This window comes from Pseudomonas sp. LBUM1661, assembly GCF_059695925.1.
Genome location: NZ_CP166794.1, coordinates 5,161,396 through 5,188,324, shown reverse-complemented (window position 1 = coordinate 5,188,324; position 26,929 = coordinate 5,161,396). Strand labels below are relative to the sequence as shown.

Below are 26,929 nucleotides of genomic sequence, written 5' to 3'. Positions count from 1 at the left end.
TTCTGACTAAGGACTGCCCGTGACTGGCTTGTTTATTACCCTGGAAGGCCCGGAAGGCGCCGGCAAGAGCACCAATCGCGAATACCTGGCCGAGCGTTTGCGCGCCGCCGGTATCGAGGTGGTGCTGACCCGTGAGCCGGGTGGTACACCGTTGGCCGAGCGAATCCGCGAAGTGCTGTTGGCGCCGGTCGACGAAGTCATGAACCCGGACACCGAGTTGCTGCTGGTATTTGCGGCACGCGCCCAGCATTTGGCCGAGGTGATTCGCCCGGCGCTGGCCCGTGGTGCCGTGGTCTTGTGCGATCGTTTTACCGATTCGACCTACGCCTATCAGGGTGGCGGTCGCGGCTTGTCGCTGGAGCGCATCGCGGCGCTGGAAACTTTCGTCCAGGGTGACTTGCGCCCGGACCTGACATTGATCTTCGACCTGCCGGTGGAAGTGGGCCTGGCCCGCGCCAGCGCGCGCGGTCGTCTGGATCGATTCGAACTCGAAGGCCGGGCCTTTTTCGATGCGGTGCGTGGTGCGTTCCTCAAACGCGCTGAAGCCGATCCGGCGCGTTATGTCCTGGTCGATGCCGCCCAACCGCTGGCGCAGGTTCAGCAGTCTCTGGATGCCTTGTTGCCACGTTTGCTGGAGTTGACCCGTGGCTGAAGCTTATCCATGGCAGGACGATCTCTGGCAGCAACTGGCGGGGCGTAAGCAGCATGCGCATGCGTATTTGCTTCATGGTCCGGCCGGGATCGGCAAGCGTGCGTTGGCCGAGCGGCTGATGGCTCATTTGCTGTGTCAGCGTCCGACCGCGCAAAATGCCTGCGGCGAGTGCAAATCCTGCCTGTTGCTCAAGGCTGGCAGTCACCCCGACAACTACATTCTGGAACCGGAAGAAGCCGACAAGGCGATCAAGGTCGATCAGGTTCGCGATCTGGTCAGCTTCGTGGTCCAGACCGCGCAGATGGGCGGGCGTAAGGTGGTGCTGATCGAGCCGACAGAGTCGATGAACATCAACGCCGCCAACGCCTTGCTCAAAAGTCTGGAAGAACCGTCCGGCGATACTGTGCTGCTGTTGGTCAGCCACCAGACCAGCCGTTTGTTGCCGACCATCAAGAGCCGCTGCCAGCAGCAGGCGTGTCCGCTGCCCAGCGAGGCCATGAGTCTGGCGTGGCTGGCGCAGGCGTTGCCGGACTGTTCGGAAGAAGAGCGCGTCGAGTTGCTGACCCTGGCCGCCGGTTCGCCGCTGGCCGCGGTCAAGTTGCAGGCCCAGGGCGTGCGTGAGCAGCGAGCGCTGGTGGTTGATGGTGTGAAGAAGTTGCTCAAGCAGCAGCAATCGCCAACACAATTGGCTGAAGGCTGGAATGCGATTCCATTGTTGCTGCTGTTCGACTGGTTCTGCGCCTGGTCGAGCCTGATCCTTCGCTATCAATTGACCCAGGATGAAGAAGGGCTTGGATTGACGGACATGCGCAAGGTGGTTCAGTACCTCGCGCAGAAAACCGCTCAGGACAAAGTCCTCAACATTCAGGACTGGATCCTCGCCCAGCGCCAGAAAGTTATGAGCAAAGCCAACCTCAATCGGGTGCTGTTGCTGGAAGCGCTGCTGGTGCAATGGGCATCCTTGCCTATCCAGAAGTAAGCGTCTGCGCCTAGACTCTGAACATCAGCAGTGGAGGTCAGCATGAATGAAGCCGTCAATCCGGGGCCGCGCAACGGTATTTTGTCCCTGACCATCAAGGACAAGTCCGTGCTATACGCGGCGTACATGCCGTTCATCAAGAACGGTGGCCTGTTTATCCCGACCAACAAGAGCTACAAGTTGGGCGATGAGGTATTCATGCTTCTGAACCTGATGGATGAATCGGAAAAGATCCCGGTCGCCGGCAAGGTCACCTGGATCACCCCCAAAGGCGCTCAGGGCAACCGGGCTGCCGGGGTCGGCGTACAATTCAACGCAGGCGACGACACTGCGCGCAGTCGAATCGAAACCCACCTGGCCGGAGCCCTGAAATCCGACCGTCCCACTCATACGATGTAAGTTGCAGCCCTTTTTATGCTCGTAGATTCCCATTGCCACCTCGATCGCCTTGATCTCGCTGCCCACAACGGTTCCCTCGATGCCGCGCTGGATGCGGCCCGTCAGCGCGGCGTAGGGCACTTCCTGTGCATCGGCGTCAGCGTCGACAATGCCGCCGACGTCAAAGCCCTGGCTGAACGTTATGACGACGTCGATTGTTCCGTCGGCGTGCATCCGCTGGATGTGCAGGCGGACGCCGCGCCCGCGCTGGACTGGCTGTTGCAGGAACTCAACCATCCACGTGTGGTGGCGATCGGTGAAACCGGTCTGGACTATCACTACGAACCGGAAGCGGCGGAGTTGCAGCAGGCGTCATTTCGTCTGCACCTGCAAGCGGCGCAACAGACCGGCAAGCCGGTGATCATCCACACTCGTGGTGCCCGCGCCGACACGTTGAGCCTCCTGCGCGAAGCGGCGTTGCCCCAGGCGGGCGTACTGCATTGCTTCACCGAAGACTGGGAGATGGCCAAAGCCGCGCTGGACATGGGGTATTACATTTCCCTGTCCGGGATTGTCACTTTTCGCAATGCCGAGGCGTTACGCGATGTCGCCAGCAAAGTGCCCGCTGATCGTCTTTTAGTGGAGACCGACTCTCCGTACCTCGCACCGATCCCGTACCGTGGCAAGCCGAACCTGCCGCAGTACGTGCGCGAGGTGGCGGAATTTCTGGCAATGTTGCGAGGTGAGTCCTACGAGCGTTTTGCCGAGCAAACCACTGAAAATTTCAAGCGCCTGTTTCCGCTGGCGCACGTGAAAGGTTAAATCGCAGGCAAAAAAAACCCGGGTTCTGGGGGGTGAATCCGGGTTAAGACCATTAGGAGTAAAACAAAGGTACGCGGTCCGTTGGTACCTATATCGGCGCGACACTTGGGGGAGATGCCTCGCCGACAGTTCAAGTATTGATCAGTATTGCGCCGAGTCCAGTTTACCGGCGCCGGTTTTTAAACAATTTTGGAATACGGCCGCTTCGGAAGAGTTCTCATCAACCGGCGACCCTGTCCGAATTCATCAAGAAACACATATATGGTCGGATGATCCGTGCATTTTTGCGCAAGTTAGGCATAATACGCGGCTTCGAATTTTGACCCCTACAGACCTTTTCTTATGCATAAAGAACCTCGTAAGGTCCGTGAGTTTCGTCGCCGCGAGCAAGAAATTCTCGATACCGCGCTCAAGCTGTTCCTCGACCAAGGTGAAGACAGTGTCACCGTCGAGATGATTGCTGATGCCGTCGGTATCGGCAAAGGCACGATCTATAAGCACTTCAAATCCAAGGCCGAGATCTACCTGCGCCTGATGCTCGACTACGAGCGCGATTTGAACGAGCTGTTGCATTCAGCCGATGTCGACAAGGACAAGGAAGCGCTGTCCCGGGCCTATTTCGAATTCCGCATGCGCGACCCGCAACGCTATCGGTTGTTCGATCGCCTGGAAGAGAAGGTGGTCAAGGGCAACCAGGTGCCGGAGATGGTCGAGGAGCTGCACAAGATCCGCGCCTCGAACTTTGAACGCCTGACTCTGCTCATCAAGGGCCGGATCAGCGAAGGCAAGCTCGAAGACGTGCCGCCGTACTTCCATTACTGCGCCTCCTGGGCGTTGGTGCACGGCGCTGTGGCGCTGTATCACTCGCCGTTCTGGAGCAATGTGCTGGAAGATCAGGAAGGCTTCTTCCAGTTCCTGATGGACATCGGCGTGCGCATGGGCAACAAGCGCAAACGCGACACCGACACGCCCAGCAGCTGAACCATTCAGCCGCCTGATGGCGCCATTATTTCGCTACATGGCGCAGTACCGCAGGAATATACTCAGGCTTAGGTATTGCTAAAACTGGATTTGTGAGTCAAGTTTTAGCGGTCCGAATATTCTACTGCCGGAGTGATCCATGATCGTTGACCGTCAAGGCAGGCGTTTTCGCAATTTGCGGATCAGCCTGACCTCAGCCTGCAATTACGCGTGTACCTATTGCGTGCCCAACGGCAAGCGATTGGTGGCGGCGCAGGATGAGTTGTCGGCCGAAGCAATGGCGCGTGGCGTGGCGTATCTGATCGAAGCCGCCGGCATCGAGCGCTTGCGGATCACCGGTGGCGAGCCGCTGGTCAGCCCCAAACTCGAAGCCTTCATGACCGCTGTCGGGCGGATGGGCCTGGCAGACATCAGCCTGACCACCAATGGCCAGCTGCTGGCGAAGAAACTGCCCCTGCTGGTGGACGCCGGCATTCGTCGCATCAACGTTTCCCTCGATACCCTGGATGCCAGCGCATTCCGCAGCATCGCCCGTGGCGGCGATCTGGCGACCGTGCTCGATGGCATGGACCAGGCCAGCGCGGCGGGCCTCAAGATCAAGGTCAACATGGTGCCGTTGCGCGGGCAGAACCTCGATCAGGTGATGCCGCTGCTCGATTACTGTCTGGAGCGCGGCTATGAGCTGCGTTTCATCGAGTTGATGCGCATGGGCCATCTGGCCAGCGACTCCAACGCGTTCTTGCAGCAGTTTGTCAGCCTCCAGCAATTGCTCAGCCTGATCGGCGAGCGCTACGAGTACCTTCAGGCCGATGCGCCGGTCGATGCGACGGCGGTGCGTTACGAGATTCCGGGGCAGGGCCATTTCGGCGTGATTGCCAATGAAAGCGTGCCGTTCTGCCGCACCTGCTCGCGGCTGCGCCTGTCTTCCACGGGTTGGCTGCATGGCTGCCTGTCATCGAGCAATCGCCACTATGTCGGCGACCTGCTCGACAAACCACGTCATCAGGCGTTGCCGGCCTTGCAGCGACTCTTGGTGAAAGCCTTGGGCGACAAGCAGGAAGTGGCGTTCTCCGGTGGCGCAACCATCATGAAAATCATCGGCGGCTGATCGGGCCTCTTCGCGGGCAAGCCCGCTCCCACAGGGTTTGCGCAAATCCTTGTGGGAGCGGGCTTGCCCGCGATTGCGTTCGATCAAACGACAACGCTCCCGAGCTGGCGCGGAAGCTGCATCCACTGGCCATTCGCCGGTTTTCCGTCACCGGCCTCTGGAGGGTAGGATGCGTAGCCTGGTTTTGCTGCTGGCCGTTTTGGTACTTGGTGGCTGCATGAATGTCAGCGATTTGGCTGAAGGGACTCGCTACCACATGAGCGATGCGGGCCTGCTCGACCATAGCGACAGCCGACGCGTGAACAACCTGCGCATTCAGCCGGATTCGTTCGTCTACATCGCCCAGGGCGCTTTCATCCCGCCAGGCAGCGCCGGCTACCCTCGACCCAACGTGATTGCTGAAGTCGCCTTCGATGGTTTCGTCGAATACTTCCCCATGGTCCGCCGCGCACGTACGCCGGAAGGCCTCGATGAAGCCATGGGCGAAGCCCGTGCCGCCGGCGCCCATTACTTGCTCTATACGCGTTTCGCCAAGTCCGATGACCGTATCGGCAACTCGGACGAATGGCTGGATCAGGAGGCCGTGGATCGCCTCGGCATCGACAGCGGCGTCATTCAAATCATGTTGATCGAGACCAGCACCCAGTATTTGATTGATACTGCACGCATCAAGAGTCGTGGCGGTTTACTGACGTTCCACGACAAGAAGCCAGAAGACCTGATGGGTCCGCCGCTGGAACAATACGCGCGCAGCCTGCTGGGGCTCAGCGACCAATAAATCGATAAGGAGAACGCCATGAGTGGCCCGCAAAAAGCCAACGACTTGTTGGGGCAAATCCCCAAAACCAAAGGCTTGCCGCCGGTCCACTTGTGGAACCCCGACTTCTGCGGCGACATCGACATGCGCATCGCCCGCGACGGCACCTGGTATTACCTGGGCACGCCGATCGGGCGCAAGCCGATGGTCAAGCTGTTCTCCACCATCATTCGCCGCGACGGCGATGATTACTTCCTCATCACCCCGGTCGAGAAAGTCGGCATCAAGGTCGACGACGCGCCGTTCGTGGCGATTGCCGTGGAGGTGGAAGGCGAGGGCGAAGCCCAGGTCTTGCGCTTCACCACCAACGTTGACGAAACCACCGAGGCCGGCGCCGAACACCCGATGCGCGTGGTGATCGATCCGCTGACGCAGGAACCTGCGCCATATGTGCATGTGCGCACCAACCTTGAAGCGTTGATCCACCGTAATGTGTTCTATCAACTGGTGGAACTGGCGGTGAGTCGCGAGATCGACGGCGAGCGCTGGCTAGGTGTGTGGAGTGCCGGCGAGTTCTTCCCCATCGGGCTTGAGCCTTAAGCAGTAAAAATGTGGGAGCGAGCCTGCTCGCGAAGGCGTTATCACAGACGACGATGATGTTGAATATGATGGCCCCTTCGCGAGCAGGCTCGCTCCCACATTGGATCTGCGCATTTCCTGAAAAAATCAAATTGACACCCAATCGTATGATGATTAGCGTGGACCTCCATAGCGAATGGCGTTGAGGTGTCCATGTCCAGCAGTTTTCATGCGTCGACGGTCGATTGGCTGGGTGGCTGGATCGCCGCAGGCCACGTGAAGCCCGGTGAGACCCTCAAGGTCGAAGCCGACCTCGGTGAACAACTGGGTGTCAGCCGCACGGTCATCCGCGAAGCCATCAAAACCCTGGTCGCCAAAGGCATGCTCGAAGTCGGACCAAAGGTCGGCACGCGGGTGTTGCCGGTGCGGCGCTGGAACCTCTTCGACCCACAAGTCGTAGGCTGGTTGTCACGCAGCGGTTTGCCGGAAAACTTCGTCGACGACCTGCTCGACCTGCGCCGCACCATCGAGCCGATGGCCGTGCGCTGGGCGTGCGAGCGCGCTACCGCCGAACAGGTTCACGCCATCCTCCAGGCGTATAACGCACTGGAGCGGGCAGTCGACAGCGGCATCGATTACAACCGCGCCGACCAGTTTTTCCACGAGTGCATCCTCGCCGCCAGCCACAACCAATTCATCGAGCAAATGGTCCCGGCCCTCGGCGCGCTGCTGGCAGTGTCGTTCGAAGTGTCCGCCGCCGATCCCGACGAATTGCGCCGCACCTTGCCGATCCACAAAGACATGGCCGACGCCATCGCCGCCCGGGATTCCGCGCGCGGTGTGTGGGCCTGCATGACCCTGATCGATAACGCCGACCTGGCCATCAAGCGTTTCTACCCGCAAGTCATGGCCGACAAAAAAGCCAGCTGACAACACAATCCCTGTGGGAGCGGGCTTGCTTGCGAAAGCGGTGTGGCAGTTAACAGTGATGTTGAATGAACCGACGCCTTCGCGAGCAAGCCCGCTCCCACATAAAACATGAACAACGCAGGAGGTTTCATGGACTGGACCGCGGTTACCGAACACCGTGCACGACTCGGCGAAGGCCCGTTCTGGGATGCACCGACCCAGGCGCTGTACTGGGTGGACATCGCCGGCCAGCAAGCGCTGCGGCTGATCGGCGCCAACGTGCAAATCTGGCAAATGCCGGAGCACGTGTCCGCCTTCATCCCCTGCGAAAGCGGCGATGCGCTGGTGACCTTGAACAGCGGGGTGTACCGGCTCGACCTGGACTCTCCCGGTCTCGAGCCGAGACTGACATTGCTCTGCGTCGCCGACCCGCAACCGGGCAATCGCGCCAACGAAGCGCGCTGCGATGCCCACGGCCGGCTCTGGCTCGGCACTATGCAAAACAACATCGGTCCGCAGGGCGAAGACGTGCCGATCGTGCGGCGTTCCGGTGGCCTGTTTCGTATCGACCGCGATGCCCGCGTTACGCCATTACTCCGAGGCCTGGGCATTCCCAACACATTGCTGTGGAGCGACGACGCCACCACGGTGTATTTCGCCGACAGCCTCGACAGCACGGTCTATCAGCATTTCATCCGCACCGACGGCACTCTCGACCCGGCCCAGGTCTGGTTCGGTCCGCATCAGCGCGGCGGCCCCGATGGCTCGGCCATGGATGCCGAAGGTTTTATCTGGAACGCCCGCTGGGATGGCAGCTGTCTGCTCAGGCTGGCGCCGGACGGTCGTGTCGATCGGGTAATCGAACTGCCCGTCAGCCGCCCGACCAGTTGCGTGTTCGGCGATGAAGACCTGAAAACCCTGTACATCACCAGTGCCGCCAGCCCGCTCAATCACCCATTGGACGGTGCCGTGTTATCGATTCGCGTCGACGTGCCCGGAAAAACCTGTACTCGCTTTGCTGGATAGATCCCTAAATGTGGGATGTAAAATTATATATTGAGATAATTGGCGAGTCGGGTTTATAGTCGGCCCCAGCAGTGACACGCACTCACACTTAAAAAAACAAAACAGGTGAAGTGATGCAGCGATTTTCTAAACAGCTTTTTGGCCGGACATCGACAGATGCCCGGCTTTCGTCGTGCCTTCGAAAAGGAGTCCTGATCCATGGCTGAACCTCTTTCCTTGCCACCGGTGCCCGAACCGCCGAAGGGCGAGCGCCTGAAAAACAAGGTGGTGATGCTGACCGGCGCCGCTCAAGGCATCGGCGAGGCGATTGTCGCGACCTTCGCTTCCCAGCAGGCCAAGTTGGTCATCAGCGATATCCAGGGCGAGAAAGTCGAAAGCGTCGCGGCGCAGTGGCGGGACAAGGGCTTTGATGTTCAAGCGCTCAAGGCCGATGTGTCCAACCAGCAAGACCTGCACGCCATGGCCAGGCTGGCCATCGAGCTTCACGGTCGAATCGACGTGCTGGTCAACTGCGCCGGGGTCAACGTGTTCCGCGACCCACTGCAAATGACCGAAGAAGACTGGCGCCGCTGCTTCGCCATCGATCTGGACGGCGCCTGGTACGGCTGCAAGGCGGTGCTGCCACAGATGATCGAGCAGGGCATCGGCAGCATCATCAACATTGCTTCGACCCATTCCACTCACATCATTCCCGGTTGCTTCCCGTACCCGGTGGCCAAGCACGGCTTGCTCGGCCTGACCCGCGCGCTGGGCATCGAATATGCGCCCAAGGGCATTCGCGTCAATGCGATCGCGCCGGGCTACATCGAAACCCAACTCAACGTCGATTACTGGAACGGTTTTGCCGACCCTCACGCCGAGCGTCAGCGCGCCTTCGATCTGCACCCGCCACGGCGCATCGGTCAGCCGATCGAAGTGGCCATGACGGCGGTGTTCCTGGCCAGCGATGAAGCACCGTTCATCAACGCGTCGTGCATCACCATCGATGGTGGTCGCTCGGTCATGTACCACGACTGAATAACGCGGGTTTCAGGCGAGAAGCTACGCTTGAAATCCAATCATCATACGATATGACTATTGGCTGCATGGTTTTGACGCTGCATCGATTTTTGGACACTCTCAAAAAAAATAACAAGGAGTCAGCTTATGAATCGTCGTCGTGGGATCCGTTCCCTGTGCTGTGCCGCTTTGGCGGTCACTGCGGTCAGCCTGAGCAGTACGCTGCTGGCGGCCGAGGAAGTGAAAATCGGTTTTCTGGTCAAGCAAGCGGAAGAGCCTTGGTTCCAGACCGAATGGGCGTTCGCCGAAAAGGCCGGGAAAGAGAAGGGCTTCACCCTGATCAAGATCGCCGTGCCCGATGGCGAAAAAACCCTGTCGGCCATCGACAGCCTCGCCGCCAATGGTGCCAAGGGTTTCGTGATCTGCCCGCCGGACGTGTCCCTCGGCCCTGCGATTATGGCCAAGGCCAAGCTCAATGGTTTGAAAGTGATCGCCGTCGATGACCGCTTCGTCGATGCCAGCGGCAAGTTCATGGAAGACGTTCCGTACCTCGGCATGGCCGCGTTCGAAGTCGGTCAGAAACAGGGCAACGCCATGGCCACCGAAGCGAAAAAACGCGGCTGGGAGTGGAAAGACACCTATGCGGTGATCAACACCTACAACGAACTCGACACCGGCAAGAAGCGCACCGACGGCTCGGCCAAAGCCCTGCAAGACGCCGGCATGCCCAAAGACCACATCCTGTTTTCGGCGCTGAAAACCCTCGACGTACCGGGCAGCATGGACGCCACCAACTCGGCGCTGGTGAAACTGCCAGGCGCGGCGAAAAACCTGATCATCGGCGGGATGAACGACAACACGGTGCTGGGCGGCGTGCGCGCCACCGAAAGCGCCGGATTCGCCGCCGCCAACGTGATCGGCATCGGCATCAATGGTACCGACGCCATCGGTGAACTGAAGAAAGCCAACAGCGGCTTCTACGGTTCGATGCTGCCGAGCCCGCACATCGAGGGCTACAACACCGCCAGCATGATGTACGAGTGGGTCACCACCGGCAAAGAGCCGCCGAAATACACGGCGATGGACGACGTGACGTTGATCACGCGCGACAACTTCAAGCAGGAACTGGAAAAGATCGGCCTTTGGAACTGAGGCGCGGTTGATTTCATCGGCGGCCCTGGCAACGGGGCCGCCTGATCTTTGCGATGAGGTGGTTATGCAAGCGCAAACACACAGACAAGAACACCGCGGCGGCAGCTTGCGCTTCAACGGGATCGGCAAGACCTTTCCCGGCGTGAAGGCGCTGGACGGCATCAGCTTCGTCGCCCACCCGGGGCAGGTTCACGCCTTGATGGGCGAGAACGGTGCCGGCAAATCGACGCTGCTGAAAATCCTCGGCGGCGCCTACACACCGAGCAGCGGCGACCTGCAGATCGGCGAGCAAACGATGGTCTTCAAGTCCACCGCCGACAGCATCGCCAGCCGCGTGGCAGTGATCCATCAGGAGCTGCACCTGGTGCCGGAGATGACCGTGGCGGAAAACCTGTTTCTCGGTCACTTGCCGGCGAGTTTCGGCCTGATCAATCGCGGCGCATTGCGTCAGCAAGCGTTGGCCTGCCTCAAGGGCCTGGCCGATGAAATCGATCCGCAAGAGAAAGTAGGGCGCTTGTCCCTCGGCCAGCGGCAACTGGTGGAAATCGCCAAGGCGTTGTCCCGTGGCGCGCATGTGATCGCTTTTGACGAACCCACCAGCAGCCTGTCGGCGCGGGAGATCGACCGCTTGATGGCGATCATCACTCGCCTGCGCGATGAGGGCAAAGTGGTGCTTTACGTCTCCCATCGCATGGAAGAAGTGTTCCGCATCTGTGACGCGGTGACGGTGTTCAAGGACGGCCGTTACGTGCGCACCTTCGAAGACATGAGCGAGCTGACCCACGATCAGCTGGTGACGTGCATGGTCGGTCGCGACATCCAGGACATCTACGATTATCGCCCGCGCAAGCGCGGTGCGGTGGCGCTCAGGGTCGACGGTTTGCTCGGGCCGGGCTTGCGTGAACCGGTGAGTTTCGACGCACACAAAGGCGAGATTCTCGGGCTGTTCGGTCTGGTCGGCGCCGGGCGCACGGAGCTGTTTCGCCTGCTCAGCGGACTGACGCGCAACACCGCCGGGCGCCTGGAGTTGCGCGGTCATGAACTGAAACTGCATTCACCCCGCGATGCCATCGCCGCCGGGATTCTGCTGTGCCCCGAAGACCGCAAGAAGGAGGGCATCATGCCGCTTTCAAGCGTCGCCGAGAACATCAACATCAGCGCGCGCGGCGCCCATTCCACCTTCGGTTGCCTGTTGCGCGGCGTGTGGGAGAAAGGCAATGCCGAGAAGCAGATCAAGGCGCTGAAAGTGAAGACGCCCAGCGCGGCGCAGAAAATCATGTACCTGTCCGGCGGCAATCAGCAGAAGGCCATTCTCGGCCGCTGGCTGTCGATGCCGATGAAGGTCCTGCTGCTCGACGAGCCCACTCGCGGCATCGACATCGGCGCCAAAGCCGAGATCTACCAGATCATCCATAACCTGGCCGAGAGCGGTATCGCGGTGATTGTGGTGTCCAGCGACCTGATGGAAGTGATGGGTATTTCCGACCGCATCCTGGTGCTCTGCGAAGGCGCGATGCGCGGCGAACTGTCCCGCGAACAGGCCAATGAATCCAACTTGCTGCAACTGGCTTTGCCGCGCCAACGCGCTGACGGCGTGGCGAACTGAGAGGTGACTATGACCATCCAAAACAACGCACTGCCCACCCCGCGCAAACCACTCGACCTGCGGCGCTTTCTCGATGATTGGGTGATGCTGCTGGCGGCCGTCGGGATCTTCGTGCTTTGCACGTTGCTGATCGACAACTTCCTTTCGCCGCTGAACATGCGCGGGCTGGGCCTGGCGATTTCCACCACCGGGATTGCTGCCTGCACGATGTTGTATTGCCTGGCGTCGGGTCACTTCGACTTGTCGGTGGGTTCGGTGATTGCCTGCGCCGGCGTGGTGGCGGCGGTGGTGATGCGCGACACCGACAGCGTGTTTCTCGGCGTCAGTGCGGCGCTGGTGATGGGTCTGATTGTCGGGCTGATCAACGGGATCGTGATCGCGAAGCTGCGGGTCAATGCGTTGATTACCACGCTGGCGACCATGCAGATCGTTCGCGGTCTGGCGTACATTTTTGCCAACGGCAAAGCGGTGGGCGTGTCACAGGAATCGTTTTTCGTGTTCGGCAACGGCCAGTTGTTCGGCGTGCCGGTGCCGATTCTGATCACCATCGTGTGCTTCCTGTTTTTCGGCTGGCTGCTGAATTACACCACCTACGGGCGCAACACCATGGCCATCGGCGGCAACCAGGAAGCGGCGTTGCTGGCCGGGGTCAACGTTGACCGAACCAAGATCATCATCTTCGCCGTGCACGGGGTGATTGGCGCGTTGGCCGGGGTGATTCTGGCGTCGCGCATGACCTCGGGACAACCGATGATTGGCCAGGGTTTCGAACTGACGGTGATCTCGGCGTGCGTGCTGGGCGGGGTGTCGCTGAGCGGCGGGATCGGGATGATTCGGCACGTGATTGCCGGGGTGTTGATTCTGGCGATCATTGAGAACGCGATGAACCTGAAGAACATCGATACGTTTTATCAGTACGTGATTCGCGGTTCGATCTTGCTGTTGGCTGTGGTGATTGACCGCCTCAAACAACGCTGACAGTCATTACATCTGTGGGAGCTAGCCTGCTAGCGATGGCGGTTCAGCCAACATTCATGTTGGATGTGCGGCCTCATCGCTAGCAGGCTAGCTCCCACAGTTATTTTGTGTTGTTCAGCGATTTTGTGTTCGGCGCAAATCCCCTGTGAGAGCCAGCCTGCTGGCGATTGACCGCGCAGCGGTCGCTTCTCAAGGTTCATCCTTGCGTCACTTCCCTTAAATATTCCTTGCTCGCCCCAACTCGTTTCGGGTATCACTTTGTACATGATTAGACAGGTACGATTTGACAAGAAACAACGGGTGGTCGACGAGCTCATCCGGCGTATTGAAAGCGGCCTCATGGAGGACGGCTTTCTGTTGCCGGGCGAGCATCAGTTGGCTCAAGAATTCAAAGTCAGCCGAGGTACGCTGCGTGAAGCCCTGGCCGAGTTGAAACGGCGTCACTACATCGCGACGCAAAGCGGGGTCGGTTCCATCGTCACGTTCGACGGTGTGGTGCTCGATCAACGCAGCGGCTGGGCCCAGGCCCTGGCGGACAGCGGCGCGCTGATCAATACCGAAGTGCTGCGGCTGGAGGCGGTGACGCGTCCGGACTTGCTGCCGCGTTTCGGCACCGACCAGTTCATTACCCTCGACCGGCGCCGCCGTTCCACCGACGGCAAACTGGTGTCCCTCGAACGCTCATTAATGCCCGCCACCGGAGGCCTGGAAAGCCTGCCGCGTGTCGGCCTGATCGACAACTCCCTGACCATCACCCTGGCCGCCTACGGCTACATCGGCGAACGCGGCGATCAATGGATCGGCGCCGAGCCCCTGAACGCTGAAGACGCCGAACTGCTCGGCCGTCCGGTCGGTACGGTGTTCCTCAAAGCCCTGCGCACCACTTACGACCGCCAGAACCGTTTCATGGAACAGGTCGAAAGCCTGCTCGACCCCGTGCACTTCCGCCTGCATTTGCAATTTGGATCGTCACAATGACCGCGCTCAATCGTGCCCTGGGCGCGTTCTACGGACTGGCCCTGGGCGACGCGCTGGGCATGCCGACTCAATCCCTGAGCCGCGCCGAAATCAAGGCGCGCTTCGGTGAAATCACCGACCTGCAAGACGCCGGTCCCGATCAACCCATCGCGGCCAACATGCCCAAAGGCTCGATCACCGACGACACCGAACAGGCGATCCTGGTCGGTCAGCTGCTGGTTGAAGGTGAAGGCCGTATCGAACCTGCGGTGCTCGCCCAGCGCTTGATCGAATGGGAAGCCGAGATGCAGGCCAAAGGCTCGCAAGATTTGCTCGGGCCTTCGACCAAGCGGGCGATCGAGATGATCCTCGCCGGTCATTCGCCGGAAGAAGCGGGGCGCTACGGCACCACCAATGGCGCGGCGATGCGCATCACCCCGGTGGGGATTGCGGCGGATGTCGCCAATCCTGAACGCTTCATCAAAGCCGTGGTGCAGGCCTGCCAGGTCACCCATAACACCACGCTGGGGATTTCCAGTGCGGCGGCGGTGGCGGCGGTGGTCTCGGCCGGGATCAACGGCATGGACCTGGGCGAGGCGTTGAACCTCGGCCAACACATCGCCCAGCAAGCGGAAAGCCACGGTCACTGGGTCGCGGGTGGCCGCATCGCCTCGCGCATCAGCTGGGCGCGGACCATCAGCGTCGACAGTGACAAAGGGATGCTGGCGGACCTGATGTACGACGTGATCGGCACGTCGGTGGCGTCGCAGGAATCGGTGGTGGTGGCGTTTGCCCTGGCCCAGCAAGTGGCCATTGGCGAAATCAATGCCTTCGAAGCGCTGTGCATGGCCGCCAGCCTGGGCGGCGACACGGATACCATTGCGGCGATTCTGGGTGCGATGCTGGGGGCCTGTCTCGGTCTAGAGAGTTGGCCAGCAGCGATGATCGATGAGGTCAAGGCCGTTAATGGTCTGGAGCTGGAGCCGCTGGTTAAAGGGCTCCTGGCTTTGCGTTGATCGGACTGGCGCCTTCGCGGGCAAGCCCGCTCCCACAGGGATAGTGCAAACCTTGAGGTACACGCGGTACTTGTGGGAGCGGGCTTGCCCGCGATAGTCGCGCCGCCTACTTGAATTGAAAATCCGCAATGGAACGCACGAACACGGCCAGGACCGCCGGGATGTTGTGTCGACTTCCGTCATTGCCCACAACCACAACAATGGCAACAGGAGCATTTTTCATGAGTTCAACAAACGCCGGGCCAAGCGCCGGGCAATTGGAAACCCGAGGCATCGAACCGGTGCCGGAAGCCGAGTGCAACGGTCATCCGCTGCAACTGTTCTGGGTCTGGTTCGCCGCTAACATTTCCATCCTTGGCCTGCCACTGGGCGCGACGCTCGTAGCCTTTCGCGGCCTGGCCATCTGGCAAGCGATCATCGTCGCGATCCTCGGCGCCGCCGGTTCCTTCGCGGTGGTCGGGATCATCTCCATCGCCGGCCGTCGTGGCCGCGCACCGAGCCTGACCCTGTCGCGAGCGATCTTCGGTGTACGCGGCAATATCGGCCCGACCCTGGTCTCGCTGATGTCGCGTCTCGGTTGGGAAACCGTTAACACCACCACCGCCGCCTTCGTGTTGCTGTCGCTGTGCTCGATCCTGTTCGGCTCGCCGGTGGAAGCCAAAAGCGCACCCGTGTTGACGTTGATCTTCATTGCGATTTTCGTGTTGCTGACGTTGTCGGTGTCTGGCCTTGGCCACGCTACCTTGCTGGTCATCCAGAAATGGGCGACGTACGTGTTCGGTGCGCTGAACATTCTGGTCGGCGGCTTCCTCTGCGCCACCATCGACTGGAGCGCGGTGTTCAACGCCACGCCGGCACCGCTGAGCGCGATGATCATCGGCGTCGGCACCATGGCGGCCGGCACCGGGATTGGCTGGGCCAACGCCGGTGCGGACATGTCGCGCTATCAGCACCGCAGCGTCAAGGCTGTGCGTTTGGTAGCCTCGGCCGCATTCGGCGCGGGCATTCCGCTGGTGCTGCTGATCACCCTCGGCGGCCTGCTGTCGGTGGGCAACAACGACCTGGCCTCGGCCACTGACCCGATCATCGCGATCCGCGACATGCTGCCGACCTGGATGGCCGTGCCGTACCTGATCACCGCGTTCGGCGGGTTGCTGCTGTCGAACAACCTGTCGGTGTACTCCGCCGGTTTGACCACGCTGACCCTCGGCCTCAAGGTCAAGCGCGTCTACGCCGTGGTGGTCGACATCGTTGCGATTTTCGCCGGTTCGATCTACTTCATGCTGATCGCTGACAGCTTCTACGGCCCGTTCATCACCTTCATTTCGCTGCTGGCGGTGCCGATCACGGCGTGGGTCGGAATCTTCGTGGTCGACCTGATTCACCGTCATTACTACAGCCCCAAGGATCTGCTGGACGTCAGCCCGAGCAGCGCCTACTGGTATCGCGGCGGCGTCGAGTGGCGCGCGTTTGGTGCCTGGGCGATAGCGATTGTGCTGGGTTTCAGTTTCACCACCATTGGCACCACCGAACAAACGGTGTGGTTCCGCGGTTTCCTGTCTGACTCGTGGCTGGGCCATAACGGCCTGGGCTGGATCGTCACGTTCCTGGTGGCCGGCGGGATTTACTTCGTACTCGGCGGGGCCAAGGATCGTCGCGCTGCTCTGATCGAGAACGCTCATGCCTAAGCTGTTGCACACCGGCCAGGTCATCATCGATCTGGTCATGGCCGTGGATAAACTGCCCCAGCCGGGCGGCGATGTGCTGGCGCAATCCGCCAGTTTCGAAGCCGGCGGCGGCTTCAATGTGATGGCCGCTGCTCAGCGTAATGGCTTGCCGGTGGTCTATCTCGGTCGTCATGGCACCGGGCGTTTCGGCGACCTGGCCCGGGAGGCGATGCAGGCTGAAGGCATCCGCATTGGCATCGCCCACCGTGCCGAGCGCGATACCGGGCTGTGCGTTGCGGTGACCGATGCTTCGGCCGAGCGCAGCTTCATTTCCTACATCGGCGCCGAGGGCGAGGTGACTGCCGAGGACCTGGCCAGCGTGCCGGCCGAGACGGGCGACTATGTCTACGTCAGCGGCTACAGCTTGCTGCAAGTCGGCAAGGCTCAGGCACTGGTGGATTGGGTGCTGGAGTTACCGGCCGGGATCAAGGTGGTGTTTGACCCGGGTCCGTTGGTGGATTCACCGGACACGCCCTTGATGCAGGCCTTGCTGGCGCGTATCGATGTGTGGACCAGCAACGGTGTCGAGGCGCTGCGGTTCACCGGCGCGTCGGAGATTGCCGAGGCGTTGGATCGGCTGGCCAGGCATTTGCCGGCCGACGTGTTGATGGTGGTTCGCGATGGCCCGCAGGGCTGTTGGATCAGTCAGCTGGGTGACTGCCAGCATGTACCGGGATTCAAGGTCGAGCCGGTGGACAGCAACGGCGCCGGGGATGCTCATGCCGGGGTGTTTGTGGCCGGGTTGGCGCAGGGGTTGTCGGCGGTTGAGGCGGCGCGGCGGGCGAATGCGGCGGCGGCTTTGGCGGTGACCCGATGGGGGCCGGCGACATCGCCGGGGGCGGCTGAGGTGGATGCGTTGATCAGCAAGACTCTCGGCGCCTGATCCATTGCCATCGCGAGCAGGCTCGCTCCCACAGGGGATTTGTGTCTGACCACAAATGGGTGGTCAACAAAGAACCCTGTGGGAGCGAGCCTGCTCGCGATGGGGCCATCAAATTCAACAAAAAAAATCTGGCCTTACCCAGCCTTGCGCAACGCCTCAATCAACTCCTGCTTACGCATCGATGACCGCCCAGGAATCTTCTTCGCCCTGGCCTCTTTCATCAAACTGTCCACCGTCTGCGTATCGCGCGAAGCCTTGCTGTTGCGCGAATGACCTTCGCGGCTGGCCACCGCGCGTCGGGCCGATTCCTTGCGGTCTTCCGACTTGGCGCTCGCCGGCTTCTTGCGCCCGGAGCCGCTGCGTTCACCGCCACCCGACTGCTTGTTTACCGTCGCCCAAGCACGCGCTTCGGCCTCATCTTTCGAGACACCTTTGTGCTCGTAGCTGTCTTCGATGTGTTCGGCCTTGCGCTTTTGCTCGGCGGTGTATTTGTCTTTGCTTCCACGAGGCATGGGATTTCTCCTGCTGCTTGCAGAGTCTGGCAAACGGTCGCGGCCGCGCACGGCCGCGACCTCATGGGCGCTACTGAAGGTTCAGCTTGCGCGCCGCTTCAACCCCCGCAGCGCTGAGTTTGATCGGCAGGTTCAACGAATGCTCACCGGCCTCATTGCACGTCACATGACCATGTTGAATCAACCCGCGGTCCTGCAATGTGGCGAGGGTGCTGGCCACGACTTTCTCCCCCCGGTAATTGTCCAGGACCTCCTTGCCCAAACCGCTCGGGTGAGCGTGCAGCAGGCGGGTCAAGACTTCTTTTTCCAGGTTTTTATCGACGTTCATGCTTACCTCTTCATGGCTGTGGATAGGTATTGCTCGTCGCTCGCATGGGCGAACTATTGGCTGGCACCGCCTTCGGAGCCTGAACCACCGGTGGTGGTTTTCGAACCGACGCCGGTGTCGGCGTTATCAGGCGTCCGGGTGTCCGGCATGTTCATGCCTCCTTGACGGCCCGCGTCGTTGCCTTGTGTCCGTGGGTCGGTGCCCGTGGACGGAGGCAAGCTGCTGTCGACACCTGTGCCATTGGTGTTCATGCCGGGCGCGCTTTGGATGGCGGGGGATTTTGGCTTTTCGACCGGATCGGTCGGGCCGGTTGCGGCGACGGCGGCAGAGGCCAGCAGGGTGGCGAGAGCGAGGGCAGTCAACTTGGACATGATCATGGGGTCGTCTCCATTGGTTAGAGTCCTTACCTGATATTGGTCCGCCCTCGATTGGGTTGGTGCCTGATGAACGACGAACGGTTCAGGCCTGTTGCACTAGGGAGCTTGCTCCCTCGCCACAACTCGCTTGGCGCCTTAGTATGGCGTTTTCCACTTTTTGACGAAGGCACGTCCATGACGATCGAGATCCGCCCGGCGACCCCCAGTGATGCACCGCAAATTCTCTCGTTCATCACGGAATTGGCCGACTACGAACGTGCCCGCCACGAAGTCATCGCCAGCGTCGCCGACATCGAGCGCAGCCTGTTCAGCGAAGGCGCCACCGCCCACGGCCTGATCTGCCTGCGCGACGGTTCACCGATTGGTTTTGCGGTGTTCTTCTTCAGTTACTCCACGTGGCTGGGCAGCAACTGTCTGTACCTCGAAGACCTCTACATCACCCCCGAACAGCGTGGCGGCGGCGCCGGTAAAACCTTGCTGCGCCACCTGGCAAAAATCGCCTGCGCCAATGATTGCGGGCGGTTCGAGTGGAGCGTGCTGGACTGGAACAAACCGGCGATCGAGTTCTACAAATCCCTTGGCGCGCAACCGCAGGAAGAGTGGGTGCGGTATCGGATGGATGGGAAAGTGCTGCGCGAGTTTGCCGACGGCAATTGATGCCCTTTTAAAAGATCGCAGCCTTCGGCGGTGCCTGACCCAATCAGGTGTTGCCGAAGGCTGCGATCTTTTTTTGTCTGTATCCCAATATATGGGAGTGATATTTATATATTGAGATTTTAGTCCGCCCGGGTTTATAGTCCAGCTCACTCACTGCCAAAAACAAAACAGGTGAAGCGATGCTGGCGCAATTGATCGCGCTCGATTGGGGGACAACCTCATTACGTGCTTACAAACTGGGCCTCGGTGGCCAGGTGCTCGAACAGCGCTCGCTGTCGTCGGGGATCATGCAGCTGCCGCGGACGCCGCGAATCATCGCCGGTCAGGCCTGCACCGACGGTTTTGAACTGGCTTTCGATGAAGCTTGCGGCGACTGGCTCGACGCGCAACCCGACTTGCCGGTGATCGCCTGTGGCATGGTCGGCAGCGCCCAGGGCTGGCGCGAAGCGGCCTACCGCGATACGCCGGCGAACGTCGCCAATCTCGGAACTTCCCTACAAACGGTTCGCAGTCTTCGCGGTGTCGACGTGCACATCGTGCCGGGCGTGATACAGCGTTCGCGCCTGCCGAATGTGATGCGCGGCGAAGAAACCCAAGTGCTCGGCGTGCTGCAGAATCTGCCGAGCGGGGCGGGCGGTGATCTGTTGATCGGCCTGCCGGGCAGTCATTCGAAATGGGTGGAAGTGGCCGACGGCTGCATCGTGCATTTCGATACCTTCATGACCGGCGAAGTCTTCGCCGTGCTCAGCGAACACAGCATTTTGGGGCGCACTCAGCAAAAGGCGGCGTCGTTCGATGGCGAAGCCTTTGATCGCGGTGTGCAAGTGGCCCTGTCGGCGGACGGCGAAATCGGCCCGCTGTCGACGTTGTTCAGTGCCCGCAGCCTCGGCCTGACCGGTGAACTCAGCGCCACCGCTCAAGCGGATTATCTGTCCGGCCTGCTGATCGGCCATGAACTGTCGGCGTTGGCCAGCGTTCAGCGCCGTCGACGCAACAGCGTGCATCTGCCGTCGATCATCCTCATTGGCAATGCCCAACTCTGTGCCCGCTACAGCCGGGCGCTCGATGCCTGTGGTTTTGCCCGAGTGACACTGGCCGAACAAGCCACCGAACGCGGGTTGTGGCAGTTGGCGCTCGCCGCCGGACTGATCACAGCGAACCCATCCCGTTAAACCTGACTGGAGGTCTGACATGCTCAAACAAGCACTGGCACAAAACGGTTTGATCGCGATCCTGCGCGGCCTGCGTCCGCAAGAAGCGGCAGCCATTGGCGAAGTCCTGTACTCGGCCGGCTTTCGCGTCATCGAAGTGCCGCTCAATTCCCCTGAACCGTACGACAGTATCCGCATCCTGCGCAGTACCTTGCCGGCCGATTGCCTGATCGGTGCCGGCACGGTGTTGACACCGGAACAGGTCGAGCTCGTGAAAGCGGCGGGTGGCCAGGTCATCGTCATGCCCCACAGCGATGCCAAGGTATTGCGCGCAGCGAAAGCCGCCGGGTTGTACCTGTCGCCGGGTGTTGCGACGCCGACCGAAGCGTTTGCCGCATTGGCCGAAGGCGCGGACGTACTGAAGATGTTCCCGGCCGAGCAGATGGGCCCGGCAGTCGTCAAAGCCTGGCTCGCAGTGTTGCCAGCGGGAACGATCCTGGCGCCGGTCGGCGGCATCACGCCGGACAACATGCAGGTGTTTATCGACGCCGGCGTGAAAGGTTTCGGCCTCGGTTCCGGATTGTTCAAACCGGGCATGACGCCCGAGGAAGTGGCCGTTAACGCCAAGGCCTACGTCGCTGCATGGAACGCTCTGCGTTAAGACTTTCTGGCGCCGAGCGCGCTGCATCTAAAAGAGCTGTATCTACAAAAAGAGAGCACAGATGAAAATCACCAAACTGACCACCTTCATCGTTCCGCCGCGCTGGTGCTTCCTCAAGATCGAAACCGACGAAGGCGTGACCGGCTGGGGCGAACCCGTGGTCGAAGGCCGTGCCCACACGGTCGCTGCCGCCGTTGAAGAATTGTCCGACTACCTGATCGGCAAAGACCCACGCAACATCGAAGACATCTGGACGGTGCTTTACCGCGGCGGCTTCTACCGTGGTGGCGCGATTCACATGAGCGCCCTGGCCGGTATCGACCAGGCGTTGTGGGACATCAAGGGCAAGGCCTTGGGCGTGTCGGTCAGTGATCTGCTCGGTGGCCAGGTGCGCGACAAGATTCGCGTCTACTCGTGGATTGGCGGCGACCGCCCGGCCGACACGGCGCGTGCGGCGAAGGAAGCCGTCGAGCGTGGGTTTACCGCAGTAAAAATGAACGGCACTGAAGAGCTGCAGTTCCTCGACTCCTTCGAGAAAGTCGACCTGGCCCTGGCCAACGTCGCCGCCGTGCGTGACGCGGTCGGGCCGAACATTGGCATCGGCGTCGACTTCCATGGCCGGGTGCACAAGCCCATGGCCAAGGTGCTGATGAAGGAACTCGATCCGTACAAATTGATGTTCATCGAAGAGCCGGTACTCAGCGAAAACTACGAAGCGCTGAAGGAACTGGCGCCGCTGACCAGCACGCCAATCGCCTTGGGCGAGCGCTTGTTTTCGCGCTGGGATTTCAAGCGCGTGCTCAGCGAAGGTTACGTCGACATCATCCAGCCGGACGCGTCTCATGCCGGCGGTATCACCGAAACCCGCAAAATCGCCAACATGGCCGAAGCCTACGACGTGGCGCTGGCGCTGCATTGTCCGTTGGGCCCGATCGCGTTGGCAGCGTGCCTGCAACTGGACGCGGTTTGCTACAACGCGTTCATCCAGGAGCAGAGCCTGGGCATCCACTACAACGAGAGCAATGACCTGCTGGATTACGTCAAGGATCCGCGGGTGTTCGACTACGACAAAGGCTTCGTGAAAATCCCCAACGGCCCTGGCCTGGGCATTGAGATCAACGAGGAATACGTGATCGAACGCGCGAAGGTCGGCCACCGCTGGCGCAACCCGATCTGGCGCCATGCCGATGGCAGTTTTGCCGAGTGGTGAGTGCTCCCTGACCCACCGCCATTCCCTGTGGGAGCCAGCCAGCTGGCGATTGGGCCGGCACATTCAGCATTTATGGTGAATGACACACTGCCATCGCCAGCAGGCTGGCTCCCACAGTTTGATCTCCATGGACCGCGAGATTTTCGGCAAACCCCGATTTCACACCGACCTCAATAAACATAAGAAGAGGCATTCCCCATGCAACCGCAAACCCTCACCGGGCAGGCGTCGTTGGTGACGCCCAGTCGCAAGCGTTTTTTCATCATGGTCCTGCTGTTCATCACCGTGGTGATCAATTACCTGGACCGCAGCAATCTGTCGATTGCCGCGCCGGCGCTGACCAGCGAACTGGGCATCGACCCGATCCACGTCGGGCTAATTTTCTCCGCATTCGGCTGGACGTACGCCGCCATGCAAATCCCCGGCGGCTGGCTGGTGGATCGGGTTCCGCCGCGCATCCTCTACAGCGTTGCACTGCTGCTGTGGTCGATCGCCACGGTGATGCTCGGCTTCGCCGCCAGTTTCATCGCACTGTTCGTACTGCGCATGGCGGTCGGTGCGCTGGAAGCACCGGCGTATCCGATCAATAGCCGGGTAGTGACGACCTGGTTTCCGGAGCGCGAGCGCGCCACGGCCATCGGTTTCTACACCTCCGGGCAGTTCGTCGGCCTGGCATTCCTGACGCCGGTACTCGCCTGGTTGCAGCATGAATTTGGCTGGCACATGGTGTTCGTCAGCACCGGTGCGGTGGGCATTGTGTGGGCTGTGATCTGGTACGCGGTGTATCGCGAGCCACGGGATTTCAAAGGCGCCAACGACGCGGAAATCGAGCTGATCCGCGAGGGTGGCGGGCTGGTGGATATCCAGGCTGAACAAGCCAAAGTCAAAGCCAAATTCAGCTGGACCGACCTCGGCATCGTCCTGAGCAAACGTAAACTCTGGGGCATCTACCTCGGCCAGTTTTGCCTCAACTCGACGCTGTGGTTTTTTCTGACGTGGTTCCCGACGTACCTGGTGAAATATCGCGGCATGGACTTCATCAAGTCCGGCCTGTTGGCGTCGCTGCCGTTTCTCGCGGCCTTCGTCGGCGTGCTGTGTTCGGGGTTCTTCTCCGACTGGTTGATCCGTCGCGGCTACACGGTAGGGTTCGCCCGCAAGTTGCCGATCATTGGCGGCCTGCTGATTTCCACGTCGATCATCGGCGCCAACTTCGTCGAGTCGACGCCGCTGGTGATTGCCTTCCTCGCGCTGGCGTTTTTCGGCAACGGCCTGGCGTCGATCACCTGGTCGCTGGTGTCGACCCTGGCGCCGGCACGCCTGCTTGGGTTGACCGGCGGGGTGTTCAATTTCATCGGCAACCTGTCGGCCATTGCCACGCCCATCGTCATTGGTTTCCTCGCCACCGGTGATTCGTTCGCCCCGGCGATCACCTATATCTCGGTTCTGGCGTTGTTGGGTGCACTTTCCTACATCTTGCTGGTGGGTAAAGTCGAGCGTATCAAGTTGTAGTCGCAGCCGTCGGGCGACCATAATGCCGCCCGTTCACTCGCTCAACGGTAAAGGCTGGATATGCAGGAAGACGCCCCAAAAATCGCCAAGGACGCCGCGCCGACCGGCACTCAGACCCTGCTTCGTGGTTTGGGTGTGGTTCAGGCCGTGGCCAGTGGCGCCCGCGATCTCAAGGAAATTGCCCGGTTGATCGGCACCACGCGCAGCACCACCCATCGTCTGGCCAGTTGCCTGGTGGACGAGCGTTATCTGCGGGTGGTGCCGCAGGTCGGTTACCTGTTGGGGCCGAAGCTGATCGAGTTGGGCTTCCAGGCGCGCGAAGAGTTGCCGTTGGTGACGTTGGCCGGGCCGTATCTGGATGAGTTGTCGGCGTTGACGGGCGACACCATTCACTTGGCGATTCGCGAAGGCGACGAAGTGCTGTACCTGCACAAGAATCCGGGGCGCAATGGCCCGGAAATGCGTTCGCGGGTCGGCCATCGCATGCCGTTGGCGCGCACCGGGATCGGCAAGGCGCTGATGCTCGATGACACGCAGGAAGAATGGCAGCGGCTGTACGAAGTCAGCTTGCCGGCGGGTGGGAAAAATCAGTTCTGGCCGCAGCACCCCGAGCAGTCCTGGGAGCAGTTTCAGCAGCGCATGGTCGAGTATGTCGCGGGCGGTTACGCCTTCGACCTGGAAGACAACGAACCGTCGATCCGTTGCGTGGCCGCGCCGATTCGTGATGCCAGCAAGCGCATCGTTGCCGGCATCAGCATCGCCAGCACCGTGCCGTACATGCCGCTGGAAAAAATGGCCGAGCTGATTCCCCTGATCAAAGGGGTCACGGCTCGGCTGTCGGCGGAGCTTGGCGCTAAGGTTTAAATCTTCAGCGTGGCCATGTCGATCACGAAGCGGTACTTCACGTCACCGGCAATCATGCGGGCGTAAGCCTCGTTGATCTGACGGATGTCGAGCATTTCGATGTCGCAGGTGATGTTGTGCTCGGCGCAGAAATCCAGCACTTCCTGGGTTTCGGCGATGCCGCCGATCAGCGAGCCGGCCAGCACGCGACGGCTCATCACCAGTTTGCCGGCATGCACCGGTGGATCGACCGGTTCGATCAGGCCCACCAGAATGTGCACGCCGTCGAAACGCAGGGTGTCGAGGTAGGGATTGAGGTCGTGCTGCACCGGAATGGTGTCGAGCAGGAAGTCGAACTGTCCGGCAGCAGCCTTCATCTGTTCGGCATCGGTGGACACGATCACGTGGTCCGCACCCTGGCGACGACCTTCTTCAGCCTTGCTCGCCGAGCGAGTGAACAGCGTGACTTCCGCGCCCATGGCCTTGGCGAACTTGATGCCCATATGACCGAGGCCGCCCATGCCGAGAATCCCGACCTTGTCGCCAGCCTTCACGCCGTAATGCTTGAGTGGCGAGTAGGTGGTGATGCCGGCGCAAAGAATCGGCGCGGCGCTGGCCAGGTCGAGTTTTTCCGGGATGCGCACGACGAAGTGCTCACTGACCACGATGCTGTCGGAGTAACCGCCCATGGTGTTGCTGCCGTCGACCCGGTCTGGGGTGGCGTAGGTCATGGTCGTACCTTCGAGGCAGTATTGCTCGAGGTTGGCCTGGCAGGCTTCGCAGCTGCGGCACGAATCGACCATGCAACCGACGCCCACCAGATCGCCGACCTTATGTTTGGTGACGTTCGCACCGACGGCGGTAACTTTGCCTACGATCTCGTGGCCGGGCATCAGCGGGTAAACGGCAATGCCCCACTCGTTACGTGCCTGATGGATGTCGGAATGGCAGACGCCGCAGTAGAGAATATCGATCGCCACGTCGTCGGCCCGAGGGCTGCGGCGTTCGAATTTGACCGGGGCGAGGGGAGTGGTGGCCGATTGGGCGGCGTATCCGATGGCGGTGTACATGAGGAACCTCGCAAAAGCAGTGACAGGTGAGGTAGCGAATTCTGGGCGCGGTACCGGCCAGCGGCCATGGCGATTCCTCCGGGTGTCATGCCTAATCCTCCGGCATCGGCCTTTGAACGAGCGCATTGGCGATCAGACCTGCGATGATGCTTTCATCCCTTTTTCCGCGACTTTTTCTGTGAAGAGCTCCCATGTTGTTGACCCGTCATCTTGACGCCAATGCCACGCTGGTTTCGTTGATTGAGCCGCTGACCACGCGCGATGGTTTTGCGCCCACCGCCTTGCCGGGCGTGCAGGTTTTGCGCGCCAGTTGCGATGTCGCCCGGGGTCCGCAGATCTACGAGCCCAGCCTGGTGATCATCGCCCAAGGCAGCAAACTGGCGTATCTGGGCCCTCGGACGCTGGAATACGGTGCCGGGCATTATTTGATTCAGGCGTTGCCGGTGCCGTTCGAGTGCGAGACGTTTTCGGCGCCGGATGGCCCGATGCTGGGCGTGTCCATCGCCATTGACCGGGTGTTGCTCGGTGAGTTGGTATTGGCCATGAGGCTGGCGCCGGGGCGCTATATCCCGGCGCAGACGCCAGAGTCCATGACCTCGGCGGTGCTCGACGATGCGATGCGCGGTTGTGTTGAGCGTCTGTTGCATTGCCTGCACGATCCGCTGGAATGCCAGGTGATGGGCCAGGCGCGATTGCGCGAGTTGTTGTTCGTCGTCTTGCGCGGACCGCAAGCCGATGTGCTGCGGGCGCTGGTCGAGCAGCAGGGGCAATTCGCGCGGATCGCGGCCTCGCTCAGTCATTTGCATGCGCATTACACCGAGCCCTTGAACGTCGAGACACTGGCCAGTTGCGCGAACATGAGTGCGTCGACCTTTCACGAGCATTTCAAGCGCAGCACCTTGTTGTCGCCGGTGCAGTATTTGAAACGCTTGCGCTTGCTCAAGGCGCAGGCGTTGCTGGTGGCGGAAGGGCTGGGCGTGGCGCAGGTGGCGCATCGCGTCGGGTATCAGAGCACGTCGCAGTTCAGTCGCGAGTACAAGCGCTACTTCGAGCGCAGCCCCGGCGACGAACGCGCCGCTTGATCCTGCTATGTCCCTTGTGG

29 protein-coding genes are annotated in these 26,929 nt (G+C 60.8%); 25 read left to right on the top strand and 4 right to left on the bottom strand.

Going from position 1 to position 26,929, the window contains the following annotated elements:
• Positions 1-19 precede the first annotated feature (19 nt).
• The 18 genes from tmk to ACA057_RS23635 all read left to right on the top strand — a co-directional run bounded on the left by tmk (position 20) and on the right by ACA057_RS23635 (position 17,509).
• Entirely contained in the window at positions 20-652 is a 633-nt protein-coding gene (gene tmk, locus ACA057_RS23720) for a dTMP kinase (RefSeq protein WP_497342826.1), read from the top strand.
• The gene (locus ACA057_RS23715) at positions 645-1,631 is read left to right on the top strand and encodes a DNA polymerase III subunit delta' (protein ID WP_497342824.1); all 987 of its coding nucleotides are present in this window, start codon (positions 645-647) and stop codon (positions 1,629-1,631) included. The genes tmk and ACA057_RS23715 overlap by 8 nt, the downstream gene beginning before the upstream one ends.
• Before the next feature lie 42 nt (positions 1,632-1,673).
• Complete coding sequence (locus ACA057_RS23710) at positions 1,674-2,030, top strand: PilZ domain-containing protein (RefSeq protein WP_059406865.1); 357 nt, start codon at positions 1,674-1,676, stop codon at positions 2,028-2,030.
• 15 nt (positions 2,031-2,045) lie between these two features.
• Positions 2,046-2,831: a TatD family hydrolase gene (locus ACA057_RS23705; RefSeq protein ID WP_497342821.1), complete on the top strand. Its 786-nt coding sequence runs from the start codon at positions 2,046-2,048 to the stop codon at positions 2,829-2,831.
• Between the two features lie 342 nt (positions 2,832-3,173).
• The gene (locus tag ACA057_RS23700) at positions 3,174-3,812 is read left to right on the top strand and encodes a TetR/AcrR family transcriptional regulator (protein ID WP_008152317.1); all 639 of its coding nucleotides are present in this window, start codon (positions 3,174-3,176) and stop codon (positions 3,810-3,812) included.
• Positions 3,813-3,951: 139 nt separating this feature from the next.
• A complete protein-coding gene (locus ACA057_RS23695) occupies positions 3,952-4,920 on the top strand; it encodes a GTP 3',8-cyclase MoaA (protein WP_497342819.1) in 969 nt (322 codons plus the stop codon).
• A 169-nt stretch (positions 4,921-5,089) separates the two neighbouring features.
• Entirely contained in the window at positions 5,090-5,698 is a 609-nt protein-coding gene (locus ACA057_RS23690; RefSeq protein WP_401362175.1) for a DUF4823 domain-containing protein, read from the top strand.
• Between the two features lie 18 nt (positions 5,699-5,716).
• Positions 5,717-6,277: a DUF1285 domain-containing protein gene (locus ACA057_RS23685; RefSeq protein ID WP_497342817.1), complete on the top strand. Its 561-nt coding sequence runs from the start codon at positions 5,717-5,719 to the stop codon at positions 6,275-6,277.
• A 192-nt stretch (positions 6,278-6,469) separates the two neighbouring features.
• Positions 6,470-7,186, top strand: coding sequence for a FadR/GntR family transcriptional regulator (locus tag ACA057_RS23680; protein ID WP_497342815.1), 717 nt, complete (start codon positions 6,470-6,472; stop codon positions 7,184-7,186).
• A 129-nt stretch (positions 7,187-7,315) separates the two neighbouring features.
• The gene (locus ACA057_RS23675; protein WP_497342813.1) at positions 7,316-8,191 is read left to right on the top strand and encodes an SMP-30/gluconolactonase/LRE family protein; all 876 of its coding nucleotides are present in this window, start codon (positions 7,316-7,318) and stop codon (positions 8,189-8,191) included.
• 198 nt (positions 8,192-8,389) lie between these two features.
• On the top strand, positions 8,390-9,208 hold the full coding sequence (locus ACA057_RS23670) for an SDR family oxidoreductase (protein WP_497342811.1): 819 nt from the start codon (positions 8,390-8,392) through the stop codon (positions 9,206-9,208).
• Between the two features lie 129 nt (positions 9,209-9,337).
• The gene (locus ACA057_RS23665; protein WP_497342809.1) at positions 9,338-10,342 is read left to right on the top strand and encodes a substrate-binding domain-containing protein; all 1,005 of its coding nucleotides are present in this window, start codon (positions 9,338-9,340) and stop codon (positions 10,340-10,342) included.
• A gap of 64 nt (positions 10,343-10,406) precedes the next feature.
• The gene (gene araG / locus ACA057_RS23660; RefSeq protein WP_497342807.1) at positions 10,407-11,948 is read left to right on the top strand and encodes an L-arabinose ABC transporter ATP-binding protein AraG; all 1,542 of its coding nucleotides are present in this window, start codon (positions 10,407-10,409) and stop codon (positions 11,946-11,948) included.
• A gap of 9 nt (positions 11,949-11,957) precedes the next feature.
• Positions 11,958-12,926 (top strand): L-arabinose ABC transporter permease AraH, encoded by a 969-nt coding sequence (gene araH / locus ACA057_RS23655; protein WP_305425749.1) that lies wholly within the window; start codon positions 11,958-11,960, stop codon positions 12,924-12,926.
• 264 nt (positions 12,927-13,190) lie between these two features.
• Positions 13,191-13,904 carry a GntR family transcriptional regulator gene (locus ACA057_RS23650; RefSeq protein WP_497342804.1) on the top strand — a complete coding sequence of 238 codons (714 nt, stop codon included), beginning with the start codon at positions 13,191-13,193 and terminating at the stop codon, positions 13,902-13,904.
• Positions 13,901-14,899: an ADP-ribosylglycohydrolase family protein gene (locus ACA057_RS23645; RefSeq protein ID WP_497342802.1), complete on the top strand. Its 999-nt coding sequence runs from the start codon at positions 13,901-13,903 to the stop codon at positions 14,897-14,899. The genes ACA057_RS23650 and ACA057_RS23645 overlap by 4 nt, the downstream gene beginning before the upstream one ends.
• Before the next feature lie 221 nt (positions 14,900-15,120).
• Positions 15,121-16,587, top strand: a complete 1,467-nt coding sequence (locus tag ACA057_RS23640; protein WP_401362148.1) for a purine-cytosine permease family protein — start codon at positions 15,121-15,123, stop codon at positions 16,585-16,587.
• Positions 16,580-17,509, top strand: coding sequence for a PfkB family carbohydrate kinase (locus ACA057_RS23635; RefSeq protein ID WP_497342800.1), 930 nt, complete (start codon positions 16,580-16,582; stop codon positions 17,507-17,509). Before ACA057_RS23640 ends, ACA057_RS23635 begins: the two co-directional genes overlap by 8 nt.
• 134 nt (positions 17,510-17,643) lie before the next feature.
• Here ACA057_RS23635 and ACA057_RS23630 read toward each other — a convergent pair whose 3' ends face one another.
• The 3 genes from ACA057_RS23630 to ACA057_RS23620 all read right to left on the bottom strand — a co-directional run bounded on the left by ACA057_RS23630 (position 17,644) and on the right by ACA057_RS23620 (position 18,726).
• Entirely contained in the window at positions 17,644-18,021 is a 378-nt protein-coding gene (locus ACA057_RS23630) for a Rho termination factor N-terminal domain-containing protein (protein ID WP_497342798.1), read from the bottom strand.
• 70 nt (positions 18,022-18,091) lie between these two features.
• Positions 18,092-18,349: a hypothetical protein gene (locus tag ACA057_RS23625; protein WP_497342796.1), complete on the bottom strand. Its 258-nt coding sequence runs from the start codon at positions 18,347-18,349 to the stop codon at positions 18,092-18,094.
• A gap of 53 nt (positions 18,350-18,402) precedes the next feature.
• Positions 18,403-18,726: a hypothetical protein gene (locus ACA057_RS23620; protein ID WP_497342794.1), complete on the bottom strand. Its 324-nt coding sequence runs from the start codon at positions 18,724-18,726 to the stop codon at positions 18,403-18,405.
• A gap of 174 nt (positions 18,727-18,900) precedes the next feature.
• Here ACA057_RS23620 and ACA057_RS23615 point away from each other — a divergent pair, with 174 nt between their 5' ends.
• The 6 genes from ACA057_RS23615 to ACA057_RS23590 all read left to right on the top strand — a co-directional run bounded on the left by ACA057_RS23615 (position 18,901) and on the right by ACA057_RS23590 (position 24,778).
• Positions 18,901-19,383 carry a GNAT family N-acetyltransferase gene (locus ACA057_RS23615; protein WP_059406847.1) on the top strand — a complete coding sequence of 161 codons (483 nt, stop codon included), beginning with the start codon at positions 18,901-18,903 and terminating at the stop codon, positions 19,381-19,383.
• Positions 19,384-19,562: 179 nt separating this feature from the next.
• Positions 19,563-20,555, top strand: coding sequence for a 2-dehydro-3-deoxygalactonokinase (locus ACA057_RS23610; protein WP_497342791.1), 993 nt, complete (start codon positions 19,563-19,565; stop codon positions 20,553-20,555).
• Between the two features lie 19 nt (positions 20,556-20,574).
• Complete coding sequence (locus tag ACA057_RS23605) at positions 20,575-21,195, top strand: 2-dehydro-3-deoxy-6-phosphogalactonate aldolase (RefSeq protein WP_497342789.1); 621 nt, start codon at positions 20,575-20,577, stop codon at positions 21,193-21,195.
• Between the two features lie 61 nt (positions 21,196-21,256).
• On the top strand, positions 21,257-22,405 hold the full coding sequence (dgoD, locus tag ACA057_RS23600; protein ID WP_059406844.1) for a galactonate dehydratase: 1,149 nt from the start codon (positions 21,257-21,259) through the stop codon (positions 22,403-22,405).
• A 198-nt stretch (positions 22,406-22,603) separates the two neighbouring features.
• Positions 22,604-23,914 carry an MFS transporter gene (locus ACA057_RS23595; RefSeq protein ID WP_497342787.1) on the top strand — a complete coding sequence of 437 codons (1,311 nt, stop codon included), beginning with the start codon at positions 22,604-22,606 and terminating at the stop codon, positions 23,912-23,914.
• Positions 23,915-23,974: 60 nt separating this feature from the next.
• Entirely contained in the window at positions 23,975-24,778 is an 804-nt protein-coding gene (locus ACA057_RS23590; protein ID WP_008152270.1) for an IclR family transcriptional regulator, read from the top strand.
• On the opposite strand, the gene ACA057_RS23585 is transcribed toward ACA057_RS23590, so the two are convergent.
• On the bottom strand, positions 24,775-25,827 hold the full coding sequence (locus ACA057_RS23585) for an NAD(P)-dependent alcohol dehydrogenase (protein WP_497342785.1): 1,053 nt from the start codon (positions 25,825-25,827) through the stop codon (positions 24,775-24,777). The genes ACA057_RS23590 and ACA057_RS23585 overlap by 4 nt on opposite strands.
• Positions 25,828-26,018: 191 nt before the next feature.
• Here ACA057_RS23585 and ACA057_RS23580 point away from each other — a divergent pair, with 191 nt between their 5' ends.
• Positions 26,019-26,909 carry an AraC family transcriptional regulator gene (locus ACA057_RS23580; RefSeq protein WP_497342783.1) on the top strand — a complete coding sequence of 297 codons (891 nt, stop codon included), beginning with the start codon at positions 26,019-26,021 and terminating at the stop codon, positions 26,907-26,909.
• Positions 26,910-26,929 lie beyond the last annotated feature (20 nt).

Excerpts from the sequence above, each read along its gene's own strand:
- ACA057_RS23710 (WP_059406865.1), top strand. The coding sequence starts at position 1,674 with ATGAATGAAGCCGTCAATCCGGGGCCGCGCAACGGTATTTTGTCCCTG.
- ACA057_RS23705 (WP_497342821.1), top strand. The coding sequence starts at position 2,046 with ATGCTCGTAGATTCCCATTGCCACCTCGATCGCCTTGATCTCGCTGCC.
- ACA057_RS23700 (WP_008152317.1), top strand. The coding sequence starts at position 3,174 with ATGCATAAAGAACCTCGTAAGGTCCGTGAGTTTCGTCGCCGCGAGCAA.
- ACA057_RS23695 (WP_497342819.1), top strand. The coding sequence starts at position 3,952 with ATGATCGTTGACCGTCAAGGCAGGCGTTTTCGCAATTTGCGGATCAGC.
- ACA057_RS23690 (WP_401362175.1), top strand. The coding sequence starts at position 5,090 with ATGCGTAGCCTGGTTTTGCTGCTGGCCGTTTTGGTACTTGGTGGCTGC.
- ACA057_RS23685 (WP_497342817.1), top strand. The coding sequence starts at position 5,717 with ATGAGTGGCCCGCAAAAAGCCAACGACTTGTTGGGGCAAATCCCCAAA.
- ACA057_RS23680 (WP_497342815.1), top strand. The coding sequence starts at position 6,470 with ATGTCCAGCAGTTTTCATGCGTCGACGGTCGATTGGCTGGGTGGCTGG.
- ACA057_RS23675 (WP_497342813.1), top strand. The coding sequence starts at position 7,316 with ATGGACTGGACCGCGGTTACCGAACACCGTGCACGACTCGGCGAAGGC.
- ACA057_RS23670 (WP_497342811.1), top strand. The coding sequence starts at position 8,390 with ATGGCTGAACCTCTTTCCTTGCCACCGGTGCCCGAACCGCCGAAGGGC.
- ACA057_RS23665 (WP_497342809.1), top strand. The coding sequence starts at position 9,338 with ATGAATCGTCGTCGTGGGATCCGTTCCCTGTGCTGTGCCGCTTTGGCG.
- araG (WP_497342807.1), top strand. The coding sequence starts at position 10,407 with ATGCAAGCGCAAACACACAGACAAGAACACCGCGGCGGCAGCTTGCGC.
- araH (WP_305425749.1), top strand. The coding sequence starts at position 11,958 with ATGACCATCCAAAACAACGCACTGCCCACCCCGCGCAAACCACTCGAC.
- ACA057_RS23650 (WP_497342804.1), top strand. The coding sequence starts at position 13,191 with ATGATTAGACAGGTACGATTTGACAAGAAACAACGGGTGGTCGACGAG.
- ACA057_RS23645 (WP_497342802.1), top strand. The coding sequence starts at position 13,901 with ATGACCGCGCTCAATCGTGCCCTGGGCGCGTTCTACGGACTGGCCCTG.
- ACA057_RS23640 (WP_401362148.1), top strand. The coding sequence starts at position 15,121 with ATGAGTTCAACAAACGCCGGGCCAAGCGCCGGGCAATTGGAAACCCGA.
- ACA057_RS23635 (WP_497342800.1), top strand. The coding sequence starts at position 16,580 with ATGCCTAAGCTGTTGCACACCGGCCAGGTCATCATCGATCTGGTCATG.
- ACA057_RS23630 (WP_497342798.1), bottom strand. The coding sequence starts at position 18,021 with ATGCCTCGTGGAAGCAAAGACAAATACACCGCCGAGCAAAAGCGCAAG.
- ACA057_RS23625 (WP_497342796.1), bottom strand. The coding sequence starts at position 18,349 with ATGAACGTCGATAAAAACCTGGAAAAAGAAGTCTTGACCCGCCTGCTG.
- ACA057_RS23620 (WP_497342794.1), bottom strand. The coding sequence starts at position 18,726 with ATGATCATGTCCAAGTTGACTGCCCTCGCTCTCGCCACCCTGCTGGCC.
- ACA057_RS23615 (WP_059406847.1), top strand. The coding sequence starts at position 18,901 with ATGACGATCGAGATCCGCCCGGCGACCCCCAGTGATGCACCGCAAATT.
- ACA057_RS23610 (WP_497342791.1), top strand. The coding sequence starts at position 19,563 with ATGCTGGCGCAATTGATCGCGCTCGATTGGGGGACAACCTCATTACGT.
- ACA057_RS23605 (WP_497342789.1), top strand. The coding sequence starts at position 20,575 with ATGCTCAAACAAGCACTGGCACAAAACGGTTTGATCGCGATCCTGCGC.
- dgoD (WP_059406844.1), top strand. The coding sequence starts at position 21,257 with ATGAAAATCACCAAACTGACCACCTTCATCGTTCCGCCGCGCTGGTGC.
- ACA057_RS23595 (WP_497342787.1), top strand. The coding sequence starts at position 22,604 with ATGCAACCGCAAACCCTCACCGGGCAGGCGTCGTTGGTGACGCCCAGT.
- ACA057_RS23590 (WP_008152270.1), top strand. The coding sequence starts at position 23,975 with ATGCAGGAAGACGCCCCAAAAATCGCCAAGGACGCCGCGCCGACCGGC.
- ACA057_RS23585 (WP_497342785.1), bottom strand. The coding sequence starts at position 25,827 with ATGTACACCGCCATCGGATACGCCGCCCAATCGGCCACCACTCCCCTC.
- ACA057_RS23580 (WP_497342783.1), top strand. The coding sequence starts at position 26,019 with ATGTTGTTGACCCGTCATCTTGACGCCAATGCCACGCTGGTTTCGTTG.